This is a genomic window from Sulfitobacter maritimus (assembly GCF_013346665.1).
In the GTDB taxonomy this organism is placed as follows: Bacteria; Pseudomonadota; Alphaproteobacteria; order Rhodobacterales; family Rhodobacteraceae; genus Sulfitobacter; species Sulfitobacter maritimus.
In genome coordinates this window covers 164,869-182,006 of the sequence record NZ_JABVBB010000034.1, presented here as the reverse complement: position 1 = coordinate 182,006, position 17,138 = coordinate 164,869, and the positions used below count along the sequence as shown (strand labels likewise).

The window sequence follows — 17,138 nt, the reverse complement described above, 5'->3', positions numbered from 1 at the left end:
CGCCAGGCGGACTGTCCAGTGGGCGGTCCGAGGCTCGAACGGGCGGAGCCCCGGGGGGCAGCCACAGACACCCTATGTCTAACAGCCCCACCCCCTCCATCACCCACCCCGCCCGGTGGCACACCGGGCATCGCCCTCCCTCCCCCCGGAGGGCGATTTTGCAACCTAACACGCCCCGCAACCTTAGCGCTTCCTGCCCCCGCACCAGCCTCATCGACGAACCAAATCGCCCCCCAGTGAGGGCGACCCCCTCACCACACCCTCACAACGCCCAATCGACCCAAACACCTCGGTTCCTAATCCTTCAACACAAAGCCGGGCAGTGCCCGACCGCGGGTGGGCATCGCAACGGCCCTTCCCACCCCTTTATTTCTCAACCAAGATGTGCGCCGGATATGACATGCCCAGCAACCAAAGCGCCCGCCCAAGGGGCGGTCGGGCGCTGCCCAGCGGCGCGGGGCGCCTTGATACCGGGCACTCAGCGCAAGACAGCCACCTCAACGGCATCACCCCCCCAGCCCGGTGGCACACCGAGCATCGCCCTCCCTCCCCCCGGAGGGCGATTTTGCAACCTCTCACGCCCCACAACCTTAGCACCCCTTGCACCCACACAACCCCGATACTCCAATCAAATCGCCCCCCAGTGAGAGCGACGCCCTCCTCACTTCCTTTCCACCGTACCCCTCACTCCACCCCGACACGACCGAAACACCCCCAGCGCCTCCGCGTCCCCCGTTATCTCCTCCTCCGCCAAATACCGCTCCTCATTCAACGAATAGAGCCGCCCGTCATCCCGCCGCACTACACCGTGATGCGCCATCTCGACCTCCCCCGTTCGCGGCCTCGGATACTGCATCAACAAGGCGACCTCTAAATCCTCCGCATCCGGCCCGTTGATCACCCCGGCCAAGCGCCCATGCATCCACGCCCGCAGCACATCGTTCATCCGCTCCTGATAGCCCCGCCCCATCGCGCGAAAGAACTTCACCACATCCTCTTCCAGCCGGATCGTCAGACGCACCTTGGGCCGCCGCCCCCGCGCCCGGGCAATCTCATGCCAGTCGTCAGGCACCGCCCCATTGTCCAAGACCGCCTGATGCACGTCCCATTTCACCTGCTGCATGACGTCGGTGAAATAGTTCAAATGCATCCGCTGCACCTGCCCGCGCTTGACCATAAACCCTCCTTTGTCAAAGCCGTGGCAAGTCTGTTGCAATTTCGTTAAAATAATCCCTGACCACCGTATGCACGCGCCGTGCACGCCCGGTGTACAGGCTGTGACAATGACCAAAGGGTTAATCCCCGCGGCCCAACCGAATGAATAAGACGAGCCAAGCCATTGGCGAGAAAGGATACTTCTGATGTACCAAGCCGCCATCACCGGCACGGGCGTTTTCACCCCGAAACAGACCATCACCAACGCCGAACTGGTCGAAGCCTTCAACGCCTACGCGGACCTCTATAACGCGGAGAACGCCGAGGCGATTGAGGCTGGCAAGATCGCGCCCAAACCCCATTCGTCCGAGGAATTCATCGTCAAAGCCAGCGGCATTGAGCAGCGCTATGTCATGGATAAATCAGGGATTCTTGACCCCAATATCATGCACCCCCTGCTGCGCCAGCGCAGCGACGAAGAGCCGTCCCTCATGGCCGAAATGGCCGTCGACGCGGCGCAAAAAGCGCTCGCCCAAGCAGGCAAAACCGCAGCAGATGTCGACCTCGTCATCTGCGCCGCCTCCAACCTAGAACGCGCTTACCCCGCTGTCGCCATCGAGATCCAAGACCTATTGGAAATCAAAGGCTTCGCCTTCGACATGAACGTGGCCTGCTCGTCGGCAACCTTCGGCATCCAAGCCGCCGCCGACATGATCCGCTCCGGCTCCATCTGCTCCGCCTTGGTGGTCAACCCCGAGATTTGTTCTGCCCACCTCGAATGGCGCGACCGGGACTGTCATTTCATCTTTGGCGACGTCGCCACCGCCACGCTGGTCGAGCGCGCCGAAGACGCGAGTGGCCCATGTTTCGATATCATTTCAACACGTTGCGCGACCGACTATTCCAATAACATCCGCAACAACAATGGCTTCCTGCGCCGCTCCCGTCCCGACGGTCTGGCCGACCGCCGTGACATGCAGTTCATGCAAAACGGGCGCAAAGTCTTCAAAGAAGTCCTGCCCATGGTCGCCGAACACATCGGTAACCACATGGCCGACAATGACGTGCAATCCTCTGATCTCAAACGCGTATGGCTGCATCAGGCCAATAAATCCATGAATGATTTCATTGGCCGCAAAGTGCTGGGCCGCGAGCCGGAGCCGGGCGAACAGCCCAACATCCTCCAAGACTACGCCAACACCTCCTCCGCCGGGTCAATCATCGCTTTCGCCAAACATTCCAGCGACTTGGAGGACGGTGACACGGGTCTCATCTGCTCCTTTGGCGCAGGCTATTCGGTTGGCTCCGTCATCGTCCGGAAACGTGGCTAAGCGTTTCCGGGGCGCGGCTTGCAGCGTGTTAAACGTCTTTTAATGATACTCGCTTATGAACCTCGTCAGCGCTTTCCACGCGTTCTGAGTAACGATCAACGAGGTAATCTGCCCGGCCACGCACCAACCAAGTGAACTTAACCAGTTCCTCCATCACGTCGACGATGCGGGCGAGAAACGGCCCCTGCGGCAAACGTCCGCCTTCGTCGAACTCCAGCCATGCCTTCGGGATGCTGGATTGATTGGGGATCGTCACCATTCGCATCCAGCGACCCAGGATACGCATCTGGTTCACCGCGTTAAAGGATTGCGACCCACCGCTGACCTGCATCACGGCCAGCGTCTTGCCCTGTGTCGGGCGAATGCCGCCTTTCAGCGACAGCGGCAACCAGTCGATCTGCGCTTTCATGATCGAGGTCATCGCCCCATGCCGCTCCGGGCTGGACCAGACCATACCTTCGGCCCAAACGGCCAACTCGCGCAGTTCAGTCACCTTCGGGTGATCGGCAGGCGCATCATCCGGCAGCGGCAGGCCCGCCGGGTCAAATATCCGGGCTTCACAGCCCAGATACTCCAATATCCGCGCCGCCTCCTGCGCGGCCTTGCGCGAATAGCTCACGTCGCGCAGGGAGCCATAAAGCAACAGAATCCGTGGCTTATGCCCCGGATCATCCGCCGACCTCAACGCCGCTACATCAATCTGCGGCAAAGCCTCTTTGCGCAGGTTGTCCAAACCATCTGTCATCACGCGACCCCCAATAAGAACCTGCCCGCCCCTTACCGCCTCGCCGCCCCATTGTCATCACGCAGCCGGCCTCGGTCTTTCAATCTTGATCCGCCACCAAGGGCCGCGTAACACCCCGCCCATGGCCAAACTTTACTTCAATTACTCGACCATGAACGCCGGCAAATCTACGGTGCTCCTGCAAGCCGCGCATAACTACGTGGAACGCGGCATGGTGCCCTATTTGCTCACCGCGCAGTTCGACAACCGCGCAGGCGAAGGCCGCATCGCCTCGCGTATCGGCATCGGCCAAAAGGCCGATACATTCGCCCCCGGAGAGGACCTCTTGGCCAAGGTCATAGCCCGCCTCGCCGAAGGTCCCTGCGCCTGTATTTTCATTGACGAAGCCCAATTTTTAGAAGCCGAACAGGTCTGGCAACTGGCCCGCGCTGTCGATGACCTCGGCGTGCCGATCATGTGCTACGGGCTGCGTGTGGACTTTCAGGGCAAGCTTTTTCCCGGCTCCGCCGCCCTGCTCGCGCTGGCGGACGAGATGCGCGAAGTACGCACCATTTGTCATTGCGGCAAGAAGGCAACGATGGTCGTGCGCCAGGACGCCAAAGGTCAGGTCATACGCGCCGGGGCGCAGGTCCAAATCGGCGGCAATGAGAGTTATGTCTCGCTCTGCCGCCGCCATTGGCGTGCTGCGGTAGGTGACAATTAAACCTTATTGGGCAAAGGCTTACCGTCAATAAAAGCCTGCAAATTATCCACCACCATCAACCCCATATCCACCCGCACCTCACGCGCAGAGGTGCCAAGATGCGGCAGCAGGACAACATTCTCAAGGTCGCGCAACGCCTGCGGCACATGGGGTTCAAACTCATAAACGTCCAGCCCCGCCCCGCCGATCTGGCCAGCGCGTAACGCAGCGATCAGCGCGGCTTCATCCACCACATCGCCGCGTGCGATGTTGATGAGCCGTGCATGAGGTTGCATGGCCCCAAGCACTTCCTCCCCAATCAGATGCCGCGTTTCCCCGCCGCCGGGTACGGCCACGACAAGGACGTCGACCTTCGCTGCAAGCTCAACGAGGTCATCTACCCGCTCCGCCGGAAACGCTAAGGTCTTGGCACTACGGTTAAAATAGCTCACGCCCATCCCGAAACCAAAGTGACAGCGCTGCGCAATCGCCTGACCAATCCGCCCCATGCCAACGATGCCGACCTTTTTGCCGGTCAAGTGCAGCCCCAGCATCTGCGTCGGATGCCAGCCCTCCCAAGCGCCGGAGCGCACCAGCCGCTCCCCCTCGCCCGCACGGCGTGCGGACATGAGCATCAAGGTCATGGCAATATCCGCAGTCGCATCGGTCACGGCGCCGGGAGTATTGGTCACCGTAACCCCAGCAGCTCGCGCCGCGTTAACGTCAATATGGTTATAGCCGACGCCAAAATTGGCCAGCAGTTTGCAGCGCGGCTGCGGTACATCCGCGAAAACCTCGGCCGAGAAAGCATCGCCCAAGGTCGGCATCACCGCATCATAATCACGCAGCGCGGCGCGCAATTCCTCCGCGCTAAGCGGTTTCGTCTCGTCCCTAAGCGTCACCTCGCAGCCGGTCAATGCGCGGGTCACCTCTTGGGGTAAGGGTCTGGCAATCAATATCTTTTTCAATGCATCCGCCCTCCGTTTGGCACCTTTTCATCTGGGCTAAGGAGGACAATCTCGCCGTCGCTGTCCGGCAGACCCAAGACCAGCACTTCAGACATGAAAGGTCCGATTTGGCGCGGGGGGAAGTTCACCACCCCCAGCACCTGCCGCCCCACCAGATCTTTCGGATCATAATGCGCCGTGATCTGCGCCGAGGTTTTGCGCTCGCCAATGTCAGCGCCGAAATCGACCCATAGTTTGATCGCAGGTTTACGAGCTTCGGGAAAGTCTTCGGCCCGTGTCACCGTGCCAACACGGATGTCGACTTTGAGAAAATCATCGAACGTGATCTCAGCCATTGGCCAACTCCCGCGAGCGGTCCGCAGCAGCAGCGACGGCGCGTTCTAGGAGCGGGGGAAACCCATTTTCGGCGTTCATCAACACTTCCAGCGCCGCCTGCGTGGTGCCATTGGGGCTGGTGACATTGACGCGCAACTGCGCGGGATCTTCCGTAGCCTCCATTGCGAGCGCCCCGGCCCCGGCGACAGTGGCCTTGGCCAAACGCATCGCCAATTCCTCAGGCAACCCCTGTGCCACACCGGCGGCGGCCATACATTCAATCATGTGAAAGACATAGGCCGGGCCAGAGCCGCTCACCCCAGTGACCGCGTCGATCTGCGCCTCGCTGTCGAGCCGAACCACCTCGCCCACGGCGCTCAGCAGCGTTTCGGCCTCGTCCAGCGCATGGTTTCCGGCCTGCGCATTGCCGACGATGGCTGTAATCCCTTTGGAGATGGCCGCAGGCGTATTGGGCATCGCGCGCACAATCGGGGTTTCGGTTCCTAAGACACCCTCGAAATATCCGATCGTGGTGCCCGCCGCGACGCTGACGAACAACGTCTTGCCGTTGCCCATGGCTTGAAGGGTCGGCAGAGCCTCGGCCATCATCTGCGGTTTGACGGCCACCAGAACAACAGCTGGTGCACCGGGCAACGCAGCATTAAGGTTTACGCCGGTCTGCTGCAACCAATCAGACGGCTTCGGATCCACCACCCAGACCGCGCTTGGTGGCAGCCCACGGGCCAGCCAGCCTGCCAACATGGCCGATCCCATCTTGCCACAGCCCAGCAAAACCAGACCATCGCGTGCAACTCTGCTGTCTTTCATCCTATCCCCCGAAGTTGTTCGGGGATTTTGTTACGCCCGGCCGTATGCCTCTGCAATGGCTACGTCCATCGCGGCTTTGGGGGACTGATCGCCCCAGACCAACAGTTGTAGGGCCGGATAGTACCGCTCTGCACTCATCACCGCGGCACCGATCATCGCGTCAATCTGCTCCGGTCCCGCGTGCTGCCCACCGGCGAGGACCAAGCCATAGCGATAGACCATCACCTGCTGCTCCGCCCAAAAGCTAAAGGCACCTGCCCAGCATTGATCGTTCACAAGGTTTAACAATTCATAAAGCAGTGGCAGCTTTTCTGCCGGAGGCTCCATCTCGAAAGTGCAAATCAGGCGCAGGGTCTCGTCATAGGCGGACCACGCAAGCGTCATAGAGTAGGTGCGCCACTGCCCCTCTACGGCCATTGCGATCTGATCATCTGCAACACGGTCAAACTCCCAATCGTGATGAGCTGCGAGATTTTCAACGATATCAATGGGGTGAATATCTTCTTCAAGGTACTGCTCGGACAGGGCCATTTCGCCACCTCTCAATCTATTCCGGGCGTAGCGTAAGACGCCACCAACCATGGAAACCTGCACAAATAGACGTGTAACTTTACTATGCCTATACAAGATATGGTGGTGCGAGCAGAGCGATCTGGCAACCTTTTTCTTGGGGATAACCACAATTCATGGGGGATAACCGCAATAACTTGTGGGTAAGTTGCGCAAAACGTCTAGAATTGGGGAATGAGGGAGGTGCAGGCTCGAAAAAAGAGCACTTGCAGGGCCGCCGCCTTAGAGGCGACCGCCAGTCTTATACCGCCGAGAAAAGCGAGGGTCAGTCTTTGGCTTCCAGCTTATCTAAACGGGCTTTGAGCGCGTCATTCTCTTCGCGGGCCTTTTGCGCCATAGCGCGCACGGCGTCGAACTCTTCACGCGTCACGAAATCGCGGTCTGCCAACCAACGGTCCAACATGCCTTTGAATGCGGTTTCGGCCTCGTCCTTGGCACCTTGGGCAACGCCCATCGCATTTGTCATCATCTGTGATACGTCGTCGAAAAACTTGTTACGGGTCTGCATTTCTGGCCTCCGGCTATCATGTTGGTTTCTATATGGTGCGCATGGCCCTGACCCGCAAGGTTGACTTCCCCGCGTCCCCTTGCTCAATCAGCGACATGATAGCCATGCTCCCCTTCCCCGACATCGCGCCGGAAATTTTTTCGGTCAGCCTCTTTGGCACCACATTCGCCCTACGCTGGTATGCGCTGGCGTATATCGTGGGCATTTTGATCGGATGGCGGATCGCAACCGCAGCGGTCAAACGCCCGCAGTTGTGGAAAGACAACACGCCGGTGATGAAACCCGGACAGGTCGAAGACCTGCTGTTTTGGGTTATCCTTGGCGTAATCTTGGGCGGGCGTTTGGGCTATGTACTGTTCTACCAGCCTGCCTATTACCTATCGAATCCTGCTGCGATCCTACAGTTGTGGGAGGGTGGGATGTCCTTCCATGGCGGGGCACTTGGGGTGATCTTTGCCGGACTTTTCTATACGTGGCGCCACCGCATTCCGGTCATCTCTACCGGCGATATGGTCTGCCTTGGACTGGCGCCGGGGTTGTTTTTGGGGCGGTTGGCGAATTTCATCAATGCTGAGCTTTGGGGGCGCCCCACCGACTTGCCTTGGGGGGTCGCTTTCCCCGGTGAGGCTGCGCAATTCTGCCCCGATGTGGCCGGTATCTGCGCGCGCCATCCTTCGCAGCTTTATGAAGCACTGCTCGAAGGGCTCTTGCTCGGCGGTCTGCTGCTCTGGATGGCGTGGCGGCGCGGTGCGCTCAAGACGCCGGGTTTGGTCGGCGGCACCTTTCTGGCGGGCTATGGCGCGGCGCGCTTTTTCGTTGAATTCTTCCGCCAGCCAGATGCGCAGTTCATCGCACCGGGCAATCCGCTTGGTCTGGCGTGGCATATCGGCGGCTGGGGTCTGACCATGGGGCAAATCCTATCGTTGCCCATGATCGCAGTTGGCCTGTTCCTAATTCTGCGCGCAGGGCGGCGCCTATGAGCTTAAAGGACCACCTGCTGGCGCGGATCGCGCTGGAAGGCCCGATGCGGCTTGATGATTATATGCAGTCGTGTCTGCTGCATCCGGAATGGGGCTATTATACGACGCGGCTGCCCTTTGGGGCAAAGGGCGACTTTACCACCGCGCCTGAGATCAGTCAGATGTTTGGCGAGTTGGTTGGCCTTTCCTTGGCGCAAAGCTGGCTTGATCAGGGCTCGCCGGCCCCTTTCACGCTGGCAGAGCTTGGCCCCGGGCGCGGGACGCTCATGGCCGATATTCTACGCGCCTGCGCTCGGGTGCCGGGGTTTCTTGATGCCGCGCAGGTGCATCTTGTCGAGGCCAGCCCCTCCCTGCGTGCGCTCCAACGCGAAACGCTCAGCGGGCATAAGGTCGATTGGCACGACAGCGTTGCGAGCCTGCCCGATGCCCCCCTTTTCCTAGTTGCCAATGAGTTTTTCGACGCACTGCCTATCCGTCAGTTCATCCGACAAGGCGCGGGCTGGGCGGAGCGTTTGGTGGGCGCGACGGACGGCGCCCTTGCCTTCGGACTTGGCCCTGTCGCCCCGCAGCCCGCACTTGATCATCGGCTGGAGGATACGCGGGATGGCGATCTGGTCGAGCTTTGCCCCCTTGCGCCCAAGATCATTGAAAGCATTGGTGGGCGGATCAAGCTACATGGTGGCGCCGCGTTAATCTTTGACTACGGCGACTGGCGCGCCTTGGGGGACACTTTTCAAGCGGTCGAGAATCATCAACCGACGGACCCACTGGCCGCTCCGGGCCACGCTGATCTGACCGCCCATGTGGATTTCGAAGCTCTCGCGGCAGCCTGCCCCTGCGCCCATAGTCGGGTGACGCCGCAGGGCGTGTTTCTCGAACGTCTTGGCATCACCGCACGGGCACAAAAGCTGGCCGAAACCCTCAGTGGCGAGGCACTTCAATCGCATATCGCCGCACATCGAAGGTTGACGCATCCAACGGAAATGGGAAACCTGTTCAAAGCGATGGGGCTTTATCAAGCCGGTCAGGCCCCGCCACCGGGGACCGAAGCATGACGTTGGAAATACTCACCTCAGACGCCCTTAGCCCCTTCCGCCATGGGTTCTTTACCCGACGCGGCGGCGCCTCTTCGGGTGTCTTTGCAGGATTGAACTGTGGCACCGGCAGTTCGGACCAGTCCGAGATTGTCAGCATCAACCGCGCCCGGGTGGCAGAAGCGATGGACGTGGCACCGGACCACCTAGTCGGGGTGCATCAGGTCCATTCTGCAACTGTCGTCACAGCAACCGCCCCCAGTGAGGACAAACCTCGCGCCGATGCCTTGGTGACACGCACACCGGGCCTCGCCCTTTCGGTGCTCACAGCGGATTGCCAGCCTGTGCTGTTTGGCGATGCCGAAGCCGGCGTCATCGGTGCCGCCCATGCGGGTTGGCGCGGCGCGCTTGATGGGGTGCTGGATGCGACGGTGGATGCGATGGTCGACCTTGGCGCTCAGAGAGAAAGGATCACCGCCGTCATCGGCCCCACGATCAGTCAACGCGCTTATGAAGTAGGCCCGGAATTCATGGACAACTTCCTGAACGAAGACCCCACCTTTGCCCGTTATTTCGCGCAGGGCGATGAGGACCGGCTGCTGTTTGACCTTCCCGGTTTTGGCCTGAACCGCCTCCGCGCCGCCGGGGTGGGTCATGCCGAATGGACGCGGCACTGCACCTATAGCGACCCGCAGCGATTCTACTCCTACCGTCGCACAACACATGCCAAAGAGGCTGACTACGGCCGTCTGATCGCTGCCATCGCTTTGTAAAATGGTCCCGAATGGGGCAGCGCTGCCCCCATTGCGCCGCATTGTCGGTGCGGATTGAGACACAATACCCAGCCTGCACGCGTTATTGTTTCGACATCACCTCGGAAGTCCCTGAATTTATGCATCTTTCAGATTAAGGCGCGATCTTCATAAATGGTTCTATGTCTGCGCCGATTTCTCTGAACCTTTCCTCAAATCGTCAAAAACCGGCCCGATTGCCCCGTCATAGTGATCTCAAGCCGGGCATTGCCCCGATAGACGCAAGAGGAATTAACCATGAAAAAGAACCCGCGTTTCATCAAGTCGGTCATCGATAGCGCAGCAAAGAACGACACCGTCATGCCTTGGGCCAGAGGCGCGCGCCGGGCGGCCTTTATCGCCAAGCGCAACGCCTCAGCGGTCGTTCGCAAAACCGCCTGATCTTTTAGGCACCGTGGGGCCCGCCCCTCGCGGATGCTGGTGACAGTTCCGCGATCACGCCGATTCGGCTCTGGTGCCGTTTCGGTCGAAATGTGACCGCCCCCTGCAGTCGTACGGAAACAGACCTCGCCAGTTCGTCGAATTGAACCAAAACGCGGCAGCAATGTCTCGGAGACTTTGACAATGCGCCGCGAACGTGGCGAATTGATCTGACAGACCCAATGAACCAATGTCGCTTTATATCTGCGCCGCCGGTTAGCCCCATCGCGGCTGTGACCGATCGAAAGGTTTCGAAATGACAGCTTCCGCAACCATTGCGGCCAGTCGCCCGATGAGCGCTTTTGACGGTGAAGAAAACCGCGCAGGCCCGGTGCCAATGCGCAACTATGAGATCGCAGCACTCAGGGCAGATGGCTCGCTTTTCATTGGCCAAGACCACGCGCCCGCCCTGCCGCTTTTCGAATCTGCCTTTGCGGCTTTTGCGCGTGGTACGCTGATCCAGACGGTTCAAGGTGATGTGGCGATCGAAGACCTCCAACCCGGCGATATGATCAACACTTCATCGGGCGAGCCTGCGCAGCTGATTTGGATCGGATCGAGCAATTTTGTCCCAGCGGACGCGGGACGACGGATGCCTCTGGTTAGAATCATGCCCGACAGTTTTGGCCAAGATCGCCCCAGTTCTTTCCTGACCGTCGGCCCCGCCGCCCGCGTGTTGCACACAGCCCACCACCTGCGGGCCGAAGCCGGCGGCACCCGTTTGCTGACACCGGTTCGCGAATTTGTGGATGGGGTCAATGTGATCGAAGTCGTGCCGCCCACGCCAGTGCGCTTGTTCCACATTTGTCTGTCACGGCACGCAGTGACAAAGGCCGGGGGGCTTGAGATGGAGACGTTTCATCCCGGTGCCCATGCAACAAGGGCCATTTCGCAAAACCTTCGTGACAGGTTTTTGTCCATGTTTCCACAGATCGGCCATGCGACGGATTTCGGCCCGCTCGCCCATCCCCGGGCGCCTGTTGCGCCAAGCGAGGATGCCGCGCAATAGACCTATGGCGCTGTGGCCAACCGCGCTTCCAATACATCAAACGGCACGCCCGGATCATCCTTCGCGCCACGGATCACGAGGCTTGTCTTGACGCTGGCGACATTGGGTGTGGTCAACAGCTGCCCGGTTAAAAAGCTTTGAAAGCTAGACAGGTCGGGGGCGACGCATTTGAGGATGAAATCAACCTCGCCGTTGAGCATGTGACATTCACGTACCAAGGGCCAGCCCCGACATTTCTCTTCAAATGCGCTAAGATCAGCCTCCGCCTGACTGGCCAGACCGACCATGGCAAAGACCTGCACTTCGAACCCCAGTTCCCGCGCATCGACGTCGGCATGATAGCCTTTGATATAGCCGTGTTCTTCCAAAGTGCGGACCCGGCGCAGGCAGGGCGGCGCAGAAATACCAACCCGTTTCGCGAGTTCGACATTCGTCATACGGCCATCCGCTTGCAACTCTGCCAGTATCATTCGGTCGATTGGATCTAGTCGCGTGCCTGCCATAATACCCTCAGTGATTTTCGATTCTTATAGCAGCCTGCCGGACGCACGCAATAAAGTTTCACAACAGCGCAAGATTCTTCGCGCTTGAGGTGGTGTTGCTGGGGGAAGCTTGTAAACTCTAGCGTGATACAGCAGGGGTTTAACGGCCTTGCTCAGATCGCTATATGAGACGGGCATTATCAATGACAGCCCGGGGGCGCCAGATGGCCGAAACACGTAATACCAAGGTACTGATCATCGGCTCCGGCCCCGCAGGATACACCGCAGGCGTCTATGCCAGCCGAGCAATGTTGAACCCGATCCTCGTGCAGGGGATCGAACCGGGTGGCCAGTTGACCACGACCACCGAGGTCGAAAACTGGCCCGGCGACAGTGAGGTGCAAGGCCCAGACCTGATGCTTCGCATGCAGGACCACGCTAAGGCGATGGGGACCGAGATCATCGGCGATATCATCACCAATCTGGATTTGAGCAGCCGCCCCTTTCACGCCAAGGGTGACAGCGGCACGACCTATGTAGCCGATGCGGTGATCCTTGCGACGGGCGCGCGGGCGAAATGGTTAGGGCTGGAGTCGGAAGAGAAGTTCAAAGGCTTCGGCGTCTCGGCCTGCGCCACCTGCGACGGGTTTTTCTACCGCGGGCAAGAGATCGTGGTCATCGGTGGCGGCAATACTGCTGTCGAAGAGGCGCTGTTTTTGACCAACTTCGCCTCCAAGGTGACACTGGTTCATCGCCGCGACGAGTTGCGCGCGGAAAAGATTTTGATCGACCGGCTGATGAAAAACCCTAAGATCGAACCGCTGTGGTTCCACGAGTTGCACGAAGTCTATGGTACAGACAACCCGCTCGGCGTGGAGGGTGTGAAGGTCAAACACACTCAGACCGGCGAGATCACCGACATCCCGGCCAAAGGCGTCTTCGTGGCAATTGGCCACGCACCTTCGAATGAACTGGTTAAGGACGTGCTTGAGACCCACATGGGGGGCTATGTCGTGACCAAGCCTGACAGCACCGAAACCTCTGTGCCGGGCGTTTTTGCGGCAGGCGATCTGACCGATCACAAGTACCGTCAAGCTGTCACGTCTGCCGGAATGGGCTGTATGGCCGCGCTCGAAGCTGAGCGGTTTCTTGCAAAAGTCGGCGATGATGACGGCAAAGATACCTCCTTGCCGCTCGGGTATGGCGCAGAAGTTAAGGAAAGCGTCTAACACAACGTTTGAGAAGGCGGATAGTGTTCTGCTGCTGCCTTTTTTATCCTTACGCTTTCGCGACTAATATGGTGCGCCGGGAATACTTGTGCTTCTTCGCATGCTGCTCCACGGTGCTATAGACTTCCTTCGCCTTCAGGCGTTAAGGCGGCTTTACTGAGACCAGCCCTCTACTCGTTGCCAAAAGTGATAGATATGATGCAAAACAACCTCGCCCCGATTTCCGAACTCTACGTCTCCTACGAATCCGCGCAGAAGCTAAAAGTAGAGGCAGGAAATCTCGTCAGCCTCGACCTTACCCCCCGGCAGATCTGTGACTTGGAACTGTTGATGAACGGCGGTTTTAACCCGCTCAAAGGGTTTTTGACCGAAGAGGACTATGACGGCGTTGTTGAAAACATGCGTCTGGCGGATGGTTCACTCTGGCCCATGCCGATTAACCTCGACGTCAGCGAGGCCTTTGCCGAGAAGCTGGAACTAGGTCAGGACATCGCCCTGCGCGATCAAGAGGGTGTGATCCTCGCGACCATGACCGTGACTGACCGCTGGACGCCAAACAAGTCGCGTGAAGCCGAGAAGGTTTTTGGCGCAGACGACGAAGCGCATCCGGCAGTGAACTATCTGCACAATCAGGCAGGCAACGTCTACCTCGGCGGCCCGGTGACCGGCATCCAGCCGCCCGTGCATTACGATTTCCGCGCCCGCCGCGACACGCCCAATGAACTGCGCGCCTATTTCCGCAAGCTAGGTTGGCGCCGCGTCGTCGCTTTCCAGACACGCAACCCGCTGCACCGCGCGCATCAGGAGCTCACCTTCCGGGCCGCCCGCGAAGCACAGGCGAACCTGTTGATTCATCCTGTTGTTGGCCTGACGAAGCCCGGCGATGTAGATCACTTCACCCGCGTGCGCTGCTATGAAGCGGTGCTTGACAAGTACCCAGCGGCCACCACCTCCATGAGTTTGCTGAACCTCGCCATGCGCATGGCTGGCCCGCGTGAGGCTGTTTGGCACGGTCTGATCCGCAAGAACCACGGCTGTACCCATTTCATCGTAGGCCGCGACCACGCAGGCCCCGGCAAAAACTCCGCCGGTGAAGATTTCTATGGCCCCTATGACGCGCAGGAACTCTTCCGGGCGCATCAGGAAGAGATGGGCATCGAAATGGTCGACTTCAAACACATGGTCTATGTGCAGGAGCGCGCCCAGTACGAACCCAATGACGAGATCGAAGACCGCGACAACGTTACCATTCTCAATATCTCCGGCACCGAGCTGCGCCGTCGCCTACGTGAAGGTCTTGAGATCCCTGAGTGGTTCTCCTTCCCGGAGGTGGTCAAAGAACTGCGTCGCACCTCGCCACCACGCTCCAAGCAAGGTTTCACTGTTTTCTTCACTGGCTTCTCCGGCTCGGGCAAATCCACCATCGCGAACGCCTTGATGGTCAAGCTGATGGAGATGGGTGGCCGTCCGGTGACGCTGCTCGATGGTGACATCGTGCGCAAGAACCTCTCCTCCGAGTTGGGCTTCTCGAAAGAGCACCGTGACCTGAACATCCGCCGCATTGGCTATGTCGCCTCCGAGATCACAAAGAACGGCGGCATCGCTATCTGTGCGCCGATCGCGCCTTATGCCACCACCCGCCGCGCTGTGCGTGAGGATGTAGAAAACTTCGGTGCCTTCGTCGAAGTGCATGTCGCTACTTCGATCGAAGAGTGTGAACGCCGTGACCGCAAAGGGCTCTACAAACTGGCGCGTGAAGGCAAGATCAAAGAGTTCACGGGCATCTCAGACCCTTACGATGTGCCTCAGAATGCAGAGCTGGTGCTGGATACTGAAAATGTCGACGTCGACAACTGTGCGCATCAGGTGCTTTTGAAGTTGGAAAACATGGGTCTGATCGCAGGTTAATCATCCTGTTCAGACCAAACGAAAACGCAGCCCCTTGGGGCTGCGTTTTGCGTTTGCGAAGGAGGCAAACCCCGCACTGCCTGCTTTCGTTCATTCTGGCTCAGGCATAAAGACATCACCCGACATCACCACACGCCCTTGCCCTGCCACGCGGACGCCAGTGATCGCATTACGTGGCCCAAGTACCTCCACCTCGGCACGCCCGGGGCGCCCCATGCCATGCCCCTGCTCCGCCGTGAACCGCGGCTTGTCGATCAACCCATGCGCCCAGAGATATGACGCCATCGCGCCGGTGGCCGATCCGGTAAAGGGGTCTTCGGGCGGGCTTGGCGGCGCAAGCAGTAAGCGCGCAAACGTGTCGCCCGCCTCGGTCGCGCCGTTGAGCGTCACCCAGAAGGGCTCCATCATATCATTGCTGGGCTGCCCCAATAAGCGATTGTAAGCCTCAAGCGCATCCAGATCGAGCCGCAGTGCATCTAACGCGGCGCGGTCTTTCAGTACAGTAATGCAAAAGGGCAGCCCGGTGGACACAACCTGCGGCGCAGCCACAATAGCACCCGGTGAAATGCCCCCGACCGCCGCCACGACCTCTGCAGGAACCTTCTGGCCAAACTCCGGTGCGATTTGGGTCATGGCAATCTGCTCACCCGTCACCGTGACCTCGACAACGCCTGCCCCGGTCTCAAGCCGCAAGGGCCCCTCTCCCACCAAGCCCCGGTGCCGCAGTGCTGCAACGGTGGCGATCGTAGGATGCCCGGCAAAGGGAATTTCGCGGCTCGCAAGGTAGTATTTGACCTTAAAGTCAGCGATTTGCGACGGGCCAGTGAACGTACATTCGACGAGCGAGGTCTCGCGGACGTAGGCGAGACAGGTTTCGTCAGACAGGTCGGCCCCGTCGTGTACCACGGCGCATCCATTGCCGCCGAACACCCGGTCCGTAAATGCGTCTACCCAGTCGAACTCGTATTTCATCACCCTACCCTCAACAGAAAGGCCGCAGAGGGCTGCGGCCTTGGCTAGGGTTCAGGTTACATTGGTCGTCTGCTGCGTCAATGCACCAATACTGGCTTGTAGTCATGCTCTCGCGCCAGCGCGAATGCCAACTTGCGGTCGCCAACCAAAGCCAGTTGCTGACCTTCGGCATCGTGAACCGCGTAAAGAAGCTCAAGCCCTTCAGCCTGATCGCGCACTTCGCGCGGGAGATCGGTGACAGCGATGGTCTTTACATAGACCATCCGGTCATTTCCGTGGGTGATTGCGTCTTGCATGATATTACCCCTTCTTGATCTTGATGGTTTGAACCACCGTTTCAGGCTTGGCGCGGGTCAGGTCGACATGCAGCAGACCATTCTCCATCACGGCTTCGCCCACATCGACCCCATCGGCCAGAACGAACGAGCGCTGAAACTGTCGCGCAGCAATTCCACGGTGCAAAAACACCCTGTCTTCGCCATCGTCAGACTGACGCCCACGGATCACGAGCTGTCTATCCTCAACGGTTATCGACAGATCCTGTTCCGAAAAACCCGCAACAGCGAGCGTTATTCGGTAGCTGTAGTCCGAAGTTTGTTCGATGTTGAACGGCGGATAACCTTCGTTTCCGGCCTTTGCGCTGCGTTCAAGCACACGTTCCAATTGTTCAAACCCAAGCATATGCGGGTAAGAGGCAAGCGTAAGTTTCGTCATGCGACACGTCCTTATCAGGTCAAGCGACAGTGTTTCTTACAGGCCCCACGTTTGGCGACCCGTTGCACTGAATATGGGGGGGCTTTGGGGGCGGTGCAAGGGCTATGCCAAATGATCTCAACCGCTTATATTCAGGGTTCAGCAGCCCTAACGGAATCACCTGCCCATGAATGCCCCTACTGATCTGTCGATGAAAACGGACGAAGTGCTGCGTGTGGAGCTTGAGGTCTTTAAACGTGAGCACCGCGACCTTGATGACGCCATTCAGGCCCTTGCTGACAAGGGAACCAGCGACCAGTTAACGCTGCAACGGCTTAAAAAGCGCAAACTGCGCCTGAAGGATCTGATCGCTCAGATCGAAGACCGATTGACCCCCGACATCATCGCCTGACGCACTATCCCTTTCCGCCATAGGCAAACGCCGTTGCCACGTGGTCGATGATGAGTATAGTGCGCGCTTTGATCCACCAAGAGAA

General features: G+C 59.2%; 21 protein-coding genes. 10 read left to right on the top strand and 11 right to left on the bottom strand.

The features are described from left to right. Positions 1 to 661: 661 nt before the first annotated feature. A complete protein-coding gene (locus tag HTT03_RS10995; RefSeq protein WP_174859825.1) occupies positions 662 to 1,177 on the bottom strand; it encodes a BrnA antitoxin family protein in 516 nt (171 codons plus the stop codon). Between the two features lie 184 nt (positions 1,178 to 1,361). Between HTT03_RS10995 and HTT03_RS10990 the strand changes: the two genes are divergently transcribed. After that, positions 1,362 to 2,486 carry a beta-ketoacyl-ACP synthase III gene (locus HTT03_RS10990; RefSeq protein ID WP_174859824.1) on the top strand — a complete coding sequence of 375 codons (1,125 nt, stop codon included), beginning with the start codon at positions 1,362 to 1,364 and terminating at the stop codon, positions 2,484 to 2,486. 28 nt (positions 2,487 to 2,514) lie between these two features. On the opposite strand, the gene arsH is transcribed toward HTT03_RS10990, so the two are convergent. Further along, positions 2,515 to 3,231, bottom strand: coding sequence for an arsenical resistance protein ArsH (gene arsH / locus HTT03_RS10985; protein ID WP_174859823.1), 717 nt, complete (start codon positions 3,229 to 3,231; stop codon positions 2,515 to 2,517). Between the two features lie 121 nt (positions 3,232 to 3,352). Here arsH and HTT03_RS10980 point away from each other — a divergent pair, with 121 nt between their 5' ends. After that, positions 3,353 to 3,934: a thymidine kinase gene (locus HTT03_RS10980; protein ID WP_174859822.1), complete on the top strand. Its 582-nt coding sequence runs from the start codon at positions 3,353 to 3,355 to the stop codon at positions 3,932 to 3,934. Here HTT03_RS10980 and HTT03_RS10975 read toward each other — a convergent pair. The 5 genes from HTT03_RS10975 to HTT03_RS10955 all read right to left on the bottom strand — a co-directional run bounded on the left by HTT03_RS10975 (position 3,931) and on the right by HTT03_RS10955 (position 7,102). Then, positions 3,931 to 4,881, bottom strand: coding sequence for a 2-hydroxyacid dehydrogenase (locus HTT03_RS10975; RefSeq protein WP_174859821.1), 951 nt, complete (start codon positions 4,879 to 4,881; stop codon positions 3,931 to 3,933). The two genes, HTT03_RS10980 and HTT03_RS10975, sit on opposite strands and share 4 nt — an antisense overlap. Further along, positions 4,878 to 5,216: a tRNA-binding protein gene (locus HTT03_RS10970; RefSeq protein ID WP_174859820.1), complete on the bottom strand. Its 339-nt coding sequence runs from the start codon at positions 5,214 to 5,216 to the stop codon at positions 4,878 to 4,880. The genes HTT03_RS10975 and HTT03_RS10970 overlap by 4 nt, the downstream gene beginning before the upstream one ends. Continuing rightward, complete coding sequence (proC, locus tag HTT03_RS10965) at positions 5,209 to 6,024, bottom strand: pyrroline-5-carboxylate reductase (protein ID WP_174859819.1); 816 nt, start codon at positions 6,022 to 6,024, stop codon at positions 5,209 to 5,211. The genes HTT03_RS10970 and proC overlap by 8 nt, the downstream gene beginning before the upstream one ends. A gap of 30 nt (positions 6,025 to 6,054) precedes the next feature. Continuing rightward, positions 6,055 to 6,555 (bottom strand): type III secretion system chaperone family protein, encoded by a 501-nt coding sequence (locus HTT03_RS10960; protein ID WP_174859818.1) that lies wholly within the window; start codon positions 6,553 to 6,555, stop codon positions 6,055 to 6,057. A gap of 304 nt (positions 6,556 to 6,859) precedes the next feature. Then, entirely contained in the window at positions 6,860 to 7,102 is a 243-nt protein-coding gene (locus tag HTT03_RS10955) for an accessory factor UbiK family protein (protein ID WP_174859817.1), read from the bottom strand. 95 nt (positions 7,103 to 7,197) lie between these two features. Here HTT03_RS10955 and lgt point away from each other — a divergent pair, with 95 nt between their 5' ends. From lgt to HTT03_RS10930, 5 genes are all read left to right on the top strand, one after another. Further along, positions 7,198 to 8,082 carry a prolipoprotein diacylglyceryl transferase gene (gene lgt, locus HTT03_RS10950; RefSeq protein ID WP_174860330.1) on the top strand — a complete coding sequence of 295 codons (885 nt, stop codon included), beginning with the start codon at positions 7,198 to 7,200 and terminating at the stop codon, positions 8,080 to 8,082. Continuing rightward, positions 8,079 to 9,137 carry a class I SAM-dependent methyltransferase gene (locus HTT03_RS10945; RefSeq protein WP_174859816.1) on the top strand — a complete coding sequence of 353 codons (1,059 nt, stop codon included), beginning with the start codon at positions 8,079 to 8,081 and terminating at the stop codon, positions 9,135 to 9,137. Before lgt ends, HTT03_RS10945 begins: the two co-directional genes overlap by 4 nt. Further along, positions 9,134 to 9,889 carry a peptidoglycan editing factor PgeF gene (gene pgeF / locus HTT03_RS10940; RefSeq protein ID WP_174859815.1) on the top strand — a complete coding sequence of 252 codons (756 nt, stop codon included), beginning with the start codon at positions 9,134 to 9,136 and terminating at the stop codon, positions 9,887 to 9,889. Before HTT03_RS10945 ends, pgeF begins: the two co-directional genes overlap by 4 nt. Before the next feature lie 276 nt (positions 9,890 to 10,165). After that, entirely contained in the window at positions 10,166 to 10,309 is a 144-nt protein-coding gene (locus tag HTT03_RS10935) for a hypothetical protein (protein WP_174859814.1), read from the top strand. Positions 10,310 to 10,604: 295 nt separating this feature from the next. Continuing rightward, positions 10,605 to 11,357 carry a Hint domain-containing protein gene (locus HTT03_RS10930; RefSeq protein WP_246253459.1) on the top strand — a complete coding sequence of 251 codons (753 nt, stop codon included), beginning with the start codon at positions 10,605 to 10,607 and terminating at the stop codon, positions 11,355 to 11,357. Positions 11,358 to 11,359: 2 nt separating this feature from the next. Here the strand turns inward: HTT03_RS10930 and HTT03_RS10925 are convergent, their stop codons facing one another. Beyond that, positions 11,360 to 11,860, bottom strand: a complete 501-nt coding sequence (locus HTT03_RS10925) for an Lrp/AsnC family transcriptional regulator (RefSeq protein WP_174859813.1) — start codon at positions 11,858 to 11,860, stop codon at positions 11,360 to 11,362. Between the two features lie 203 nt (positions 11,861 to 12,063). Here HTT03_RS10925 and trxB point away from each other — a divergent pair, with 203 nt between their 5' ends. Both trxB and HTT03_RS10915 read left to right on the top strand, forming a co-directional pair. Continuing rightward, positions 12,064 to 13,068 (top strand): thioredoxin-disulfide reductase, encoded by a 1,005-nt coding sequence (trxB, locus tag HTT03_RS10920; RefSeq protein WP_174859812.1) that lies wholly within the window; start codon positions 12,064 to 12,066, stop codon positions 13,066 to 13,068. A 195-nt stretch (positions 13,069 to 13,263) separates the two neighbouring features. After that, positions 13,264 to 14,976, top strand: coding sequence for a bifunctional sulfate adenylyltransferase/adenylylsulfate kinase (locus HTT03_RS10915; RefSeq protein ID WP_174859811.1), 1,713 nt, complete (start codon positions 13,264 to 13,266; stop codon positions 14,974 to 14,976). Between the two features lie 90 nt (positions 14,977 to 15,066). Here HTT03_RS10915 and HTT03_RS10910 read toward each other — a convergent pair whose 3' ends face one another. The 3 genes from HTT03_RS10910 to HTT03_RS10900 all read right to left on the bottom strand — a co-directional run bounded on the left by HTT03_RS10910 (position 15,067) and on the right by HTT03_RS10900 (position 16,662). Beyond that, the gene (locus HTT03_RS10910) at positions 15,067 to 15,948 is read right to left on the bottom strand and encodes a PhzF family phenazine biosynthesis protein (RefSeq protein ID WP_174859810.1); all 882 of its coding nucleotides are present in this window, start codon (positions 15,946 to 15,948) and stop codon (positions 15,067 to 15,069) included. 77 nt (positions 15,949 to 16,025) lie between these two features. After that, positions 16,026 to 16,244, bottom strand: coding sequence for a DUF1150 family protein (locus HTT03_RS10905; protein ID WP_174859809.1), 219 nt, complete (start codon positions 16,242 to 16,244; stop codon positions 16,026 to 16,028). A gap of 4 nt (positions 16,245 to 16,248) precedes the next feature. Then, positions 16,249 to 16,662 (bottom strand): Hsp20 family protein, encoded by a 414-nt coding sequence (locus tag HTT03_RS10900; RefSeq protein WP_067267324.1) that lies wholly within the window; start codon positions 16,660 to 16,662, stop codon positions 16,249 to 16,251. A gap of 166 nt (positions 16,663 to 16,828) precedes the next feature. On the opposite strand from HTT03_RS10900, the gene HTT03_RS10895 reads away from it, so the two are divergent. Then, positions 16,829 to 17,053 (top strand): YdcH family protein, encoded by a 225-nt coding sequence (locus HTT03_RS10895; protein ID WP_174859808.1) that lies wholly within the window; start codon positions 16,829 to 16,831, stop codon positions 17,051 to 17,053. Positions 17,054 to 17,138: the final 85 nt, after the last annotated feature.

Coding starts and splice junctions, on each gene's coding strand:
- HTT03_RS10995 (WP_174859825.1), bottom strand. CDS start 1,177: ATGGTCAAGCGCGGGCAGGTGCAGCGGATGCATTTGAACTATTTCACC.
- HTT03_RS10990 (WP_174859824.1), top strand. CDS start 1,362: ATGTACCAAGCCGCCATCACCGGCACGGGCGTTTTCACCCCGAAACAG.
- arsH (WP_174859823.1), bottom strand. CDS start 3,231: ATGACAGATGGTTTGGACAACCTGCGCAAAGAGGCTTTGCCGCAGATT.
- HTT03_RS10980 (WP_174859822.1), top strand. CDS start 3,353: ATGGCCAAACTTTACTTCAATTACTCGACCATGAACGCCGGCAAATCT.
- HTT03_RS10970 (WP_174859820.1), bottom strand. CDS start 5,216: ATGGCTGAGATCACGTTCGATGATTTTCTCAAAGTCGACATCCGTGTT.
- proC (WP_174859819.1), bottom strand. CDS start 6,024: ATGAAAGACAGCAGAGTTGCACGCGATGGTCTGGTTTTGCTGGGCTGT.
- HTT03_RS10960 (WP_174859818.1), bottom strand. CDS start 6,555: ATGGCCCTGTCCGAGCAGTACCTTGAAGAAGATATTCACCCCATTGAT.
- HTT03_RS10955 (WP_174859817.1), bottom strand. CDS start 7,102: ATGCAGACCCGTAACAAGTTTTTCGACGACGTATCACAGATGATGACA.
- lgt (WP_174860330.1), top strand. CDS start 7,198: ATGATAGCCATGCTCCCCTTCCCCGACATCGCGCCGGAAATTTTTTCG.
- HTT03_RS10945 (WP_174859816.1), top strand. CDS start 8,079: ATGAGCTTAAAGGACCACCTGCTGGCGCGGATCGCGCTGGAAGGCCCG.
- pgeF (WP_174859815.1), top strand. CDS start 9,134: ATGACGTTGGAAATACTCACCTCAGACGCCCTTAGCCCCTTCCGCCAT.
- HTT03_RS10935 (WP_174859814.1), top strand. CDS start 10,166: ATGAAAAAGAACCCGCGTTTCATCAAGTCGGTCATCGATAGCGCAGCA.
- HTT03_RS10930 (WP_246253459.1), top strand. CDS start 10,605: ATGACAGCTTCCGCAACCATTGCGGCCAGTCGCCCGATGAGCGCTTTT.
- HTT03_RS10925 (WP_174859813.1), bottom strand. CDS start 11,860: ATGGCAGGCACGCGACTAGATCCAATCGACCGAATGATACTGGCAGAG.
- trxB (WP_174859812.1), top strand. CDS start 12,064: ATGGCCGAAACACGTAATACCAAGGTACTGATCATCGGCTCCGGCCCC.
- HTT03_RS10915 (WP_174859811.1), top strand. CDS start 13,264: ATGATGCAAAACAACCTCGCCCCGATTTCCGAACTCTACGTCTCCTAC.
- HTT03_RS10910 (WP_174859810.1), bottom strand. CDS start 15,948: ATGAAATACGAGTTCGACTGGGTAGACGCATTTACGGACCGGGTGTTC.
- HTT03_RS10905 (WP_174859809.1), bottom strand. CDS start 16,244: ATGCAAGACGCAATCACCCACGGAAATGACCGGATGGTCTATGTAAAG.
- HTT03_RS10900 (WP_067267324.1), bottom strand. CDS start 16,662: ATGACGAAACTTACGCTTGCCTCTTACCCGCATATGCTTGGGTTTGAA.
- HTT03_RS10895 (WP_174859808.1), top strand. CDS start 16,829: ATGAATGCCCCTACTGATCTGTCGATGAAAACGGACGAAGTGCTGCGT.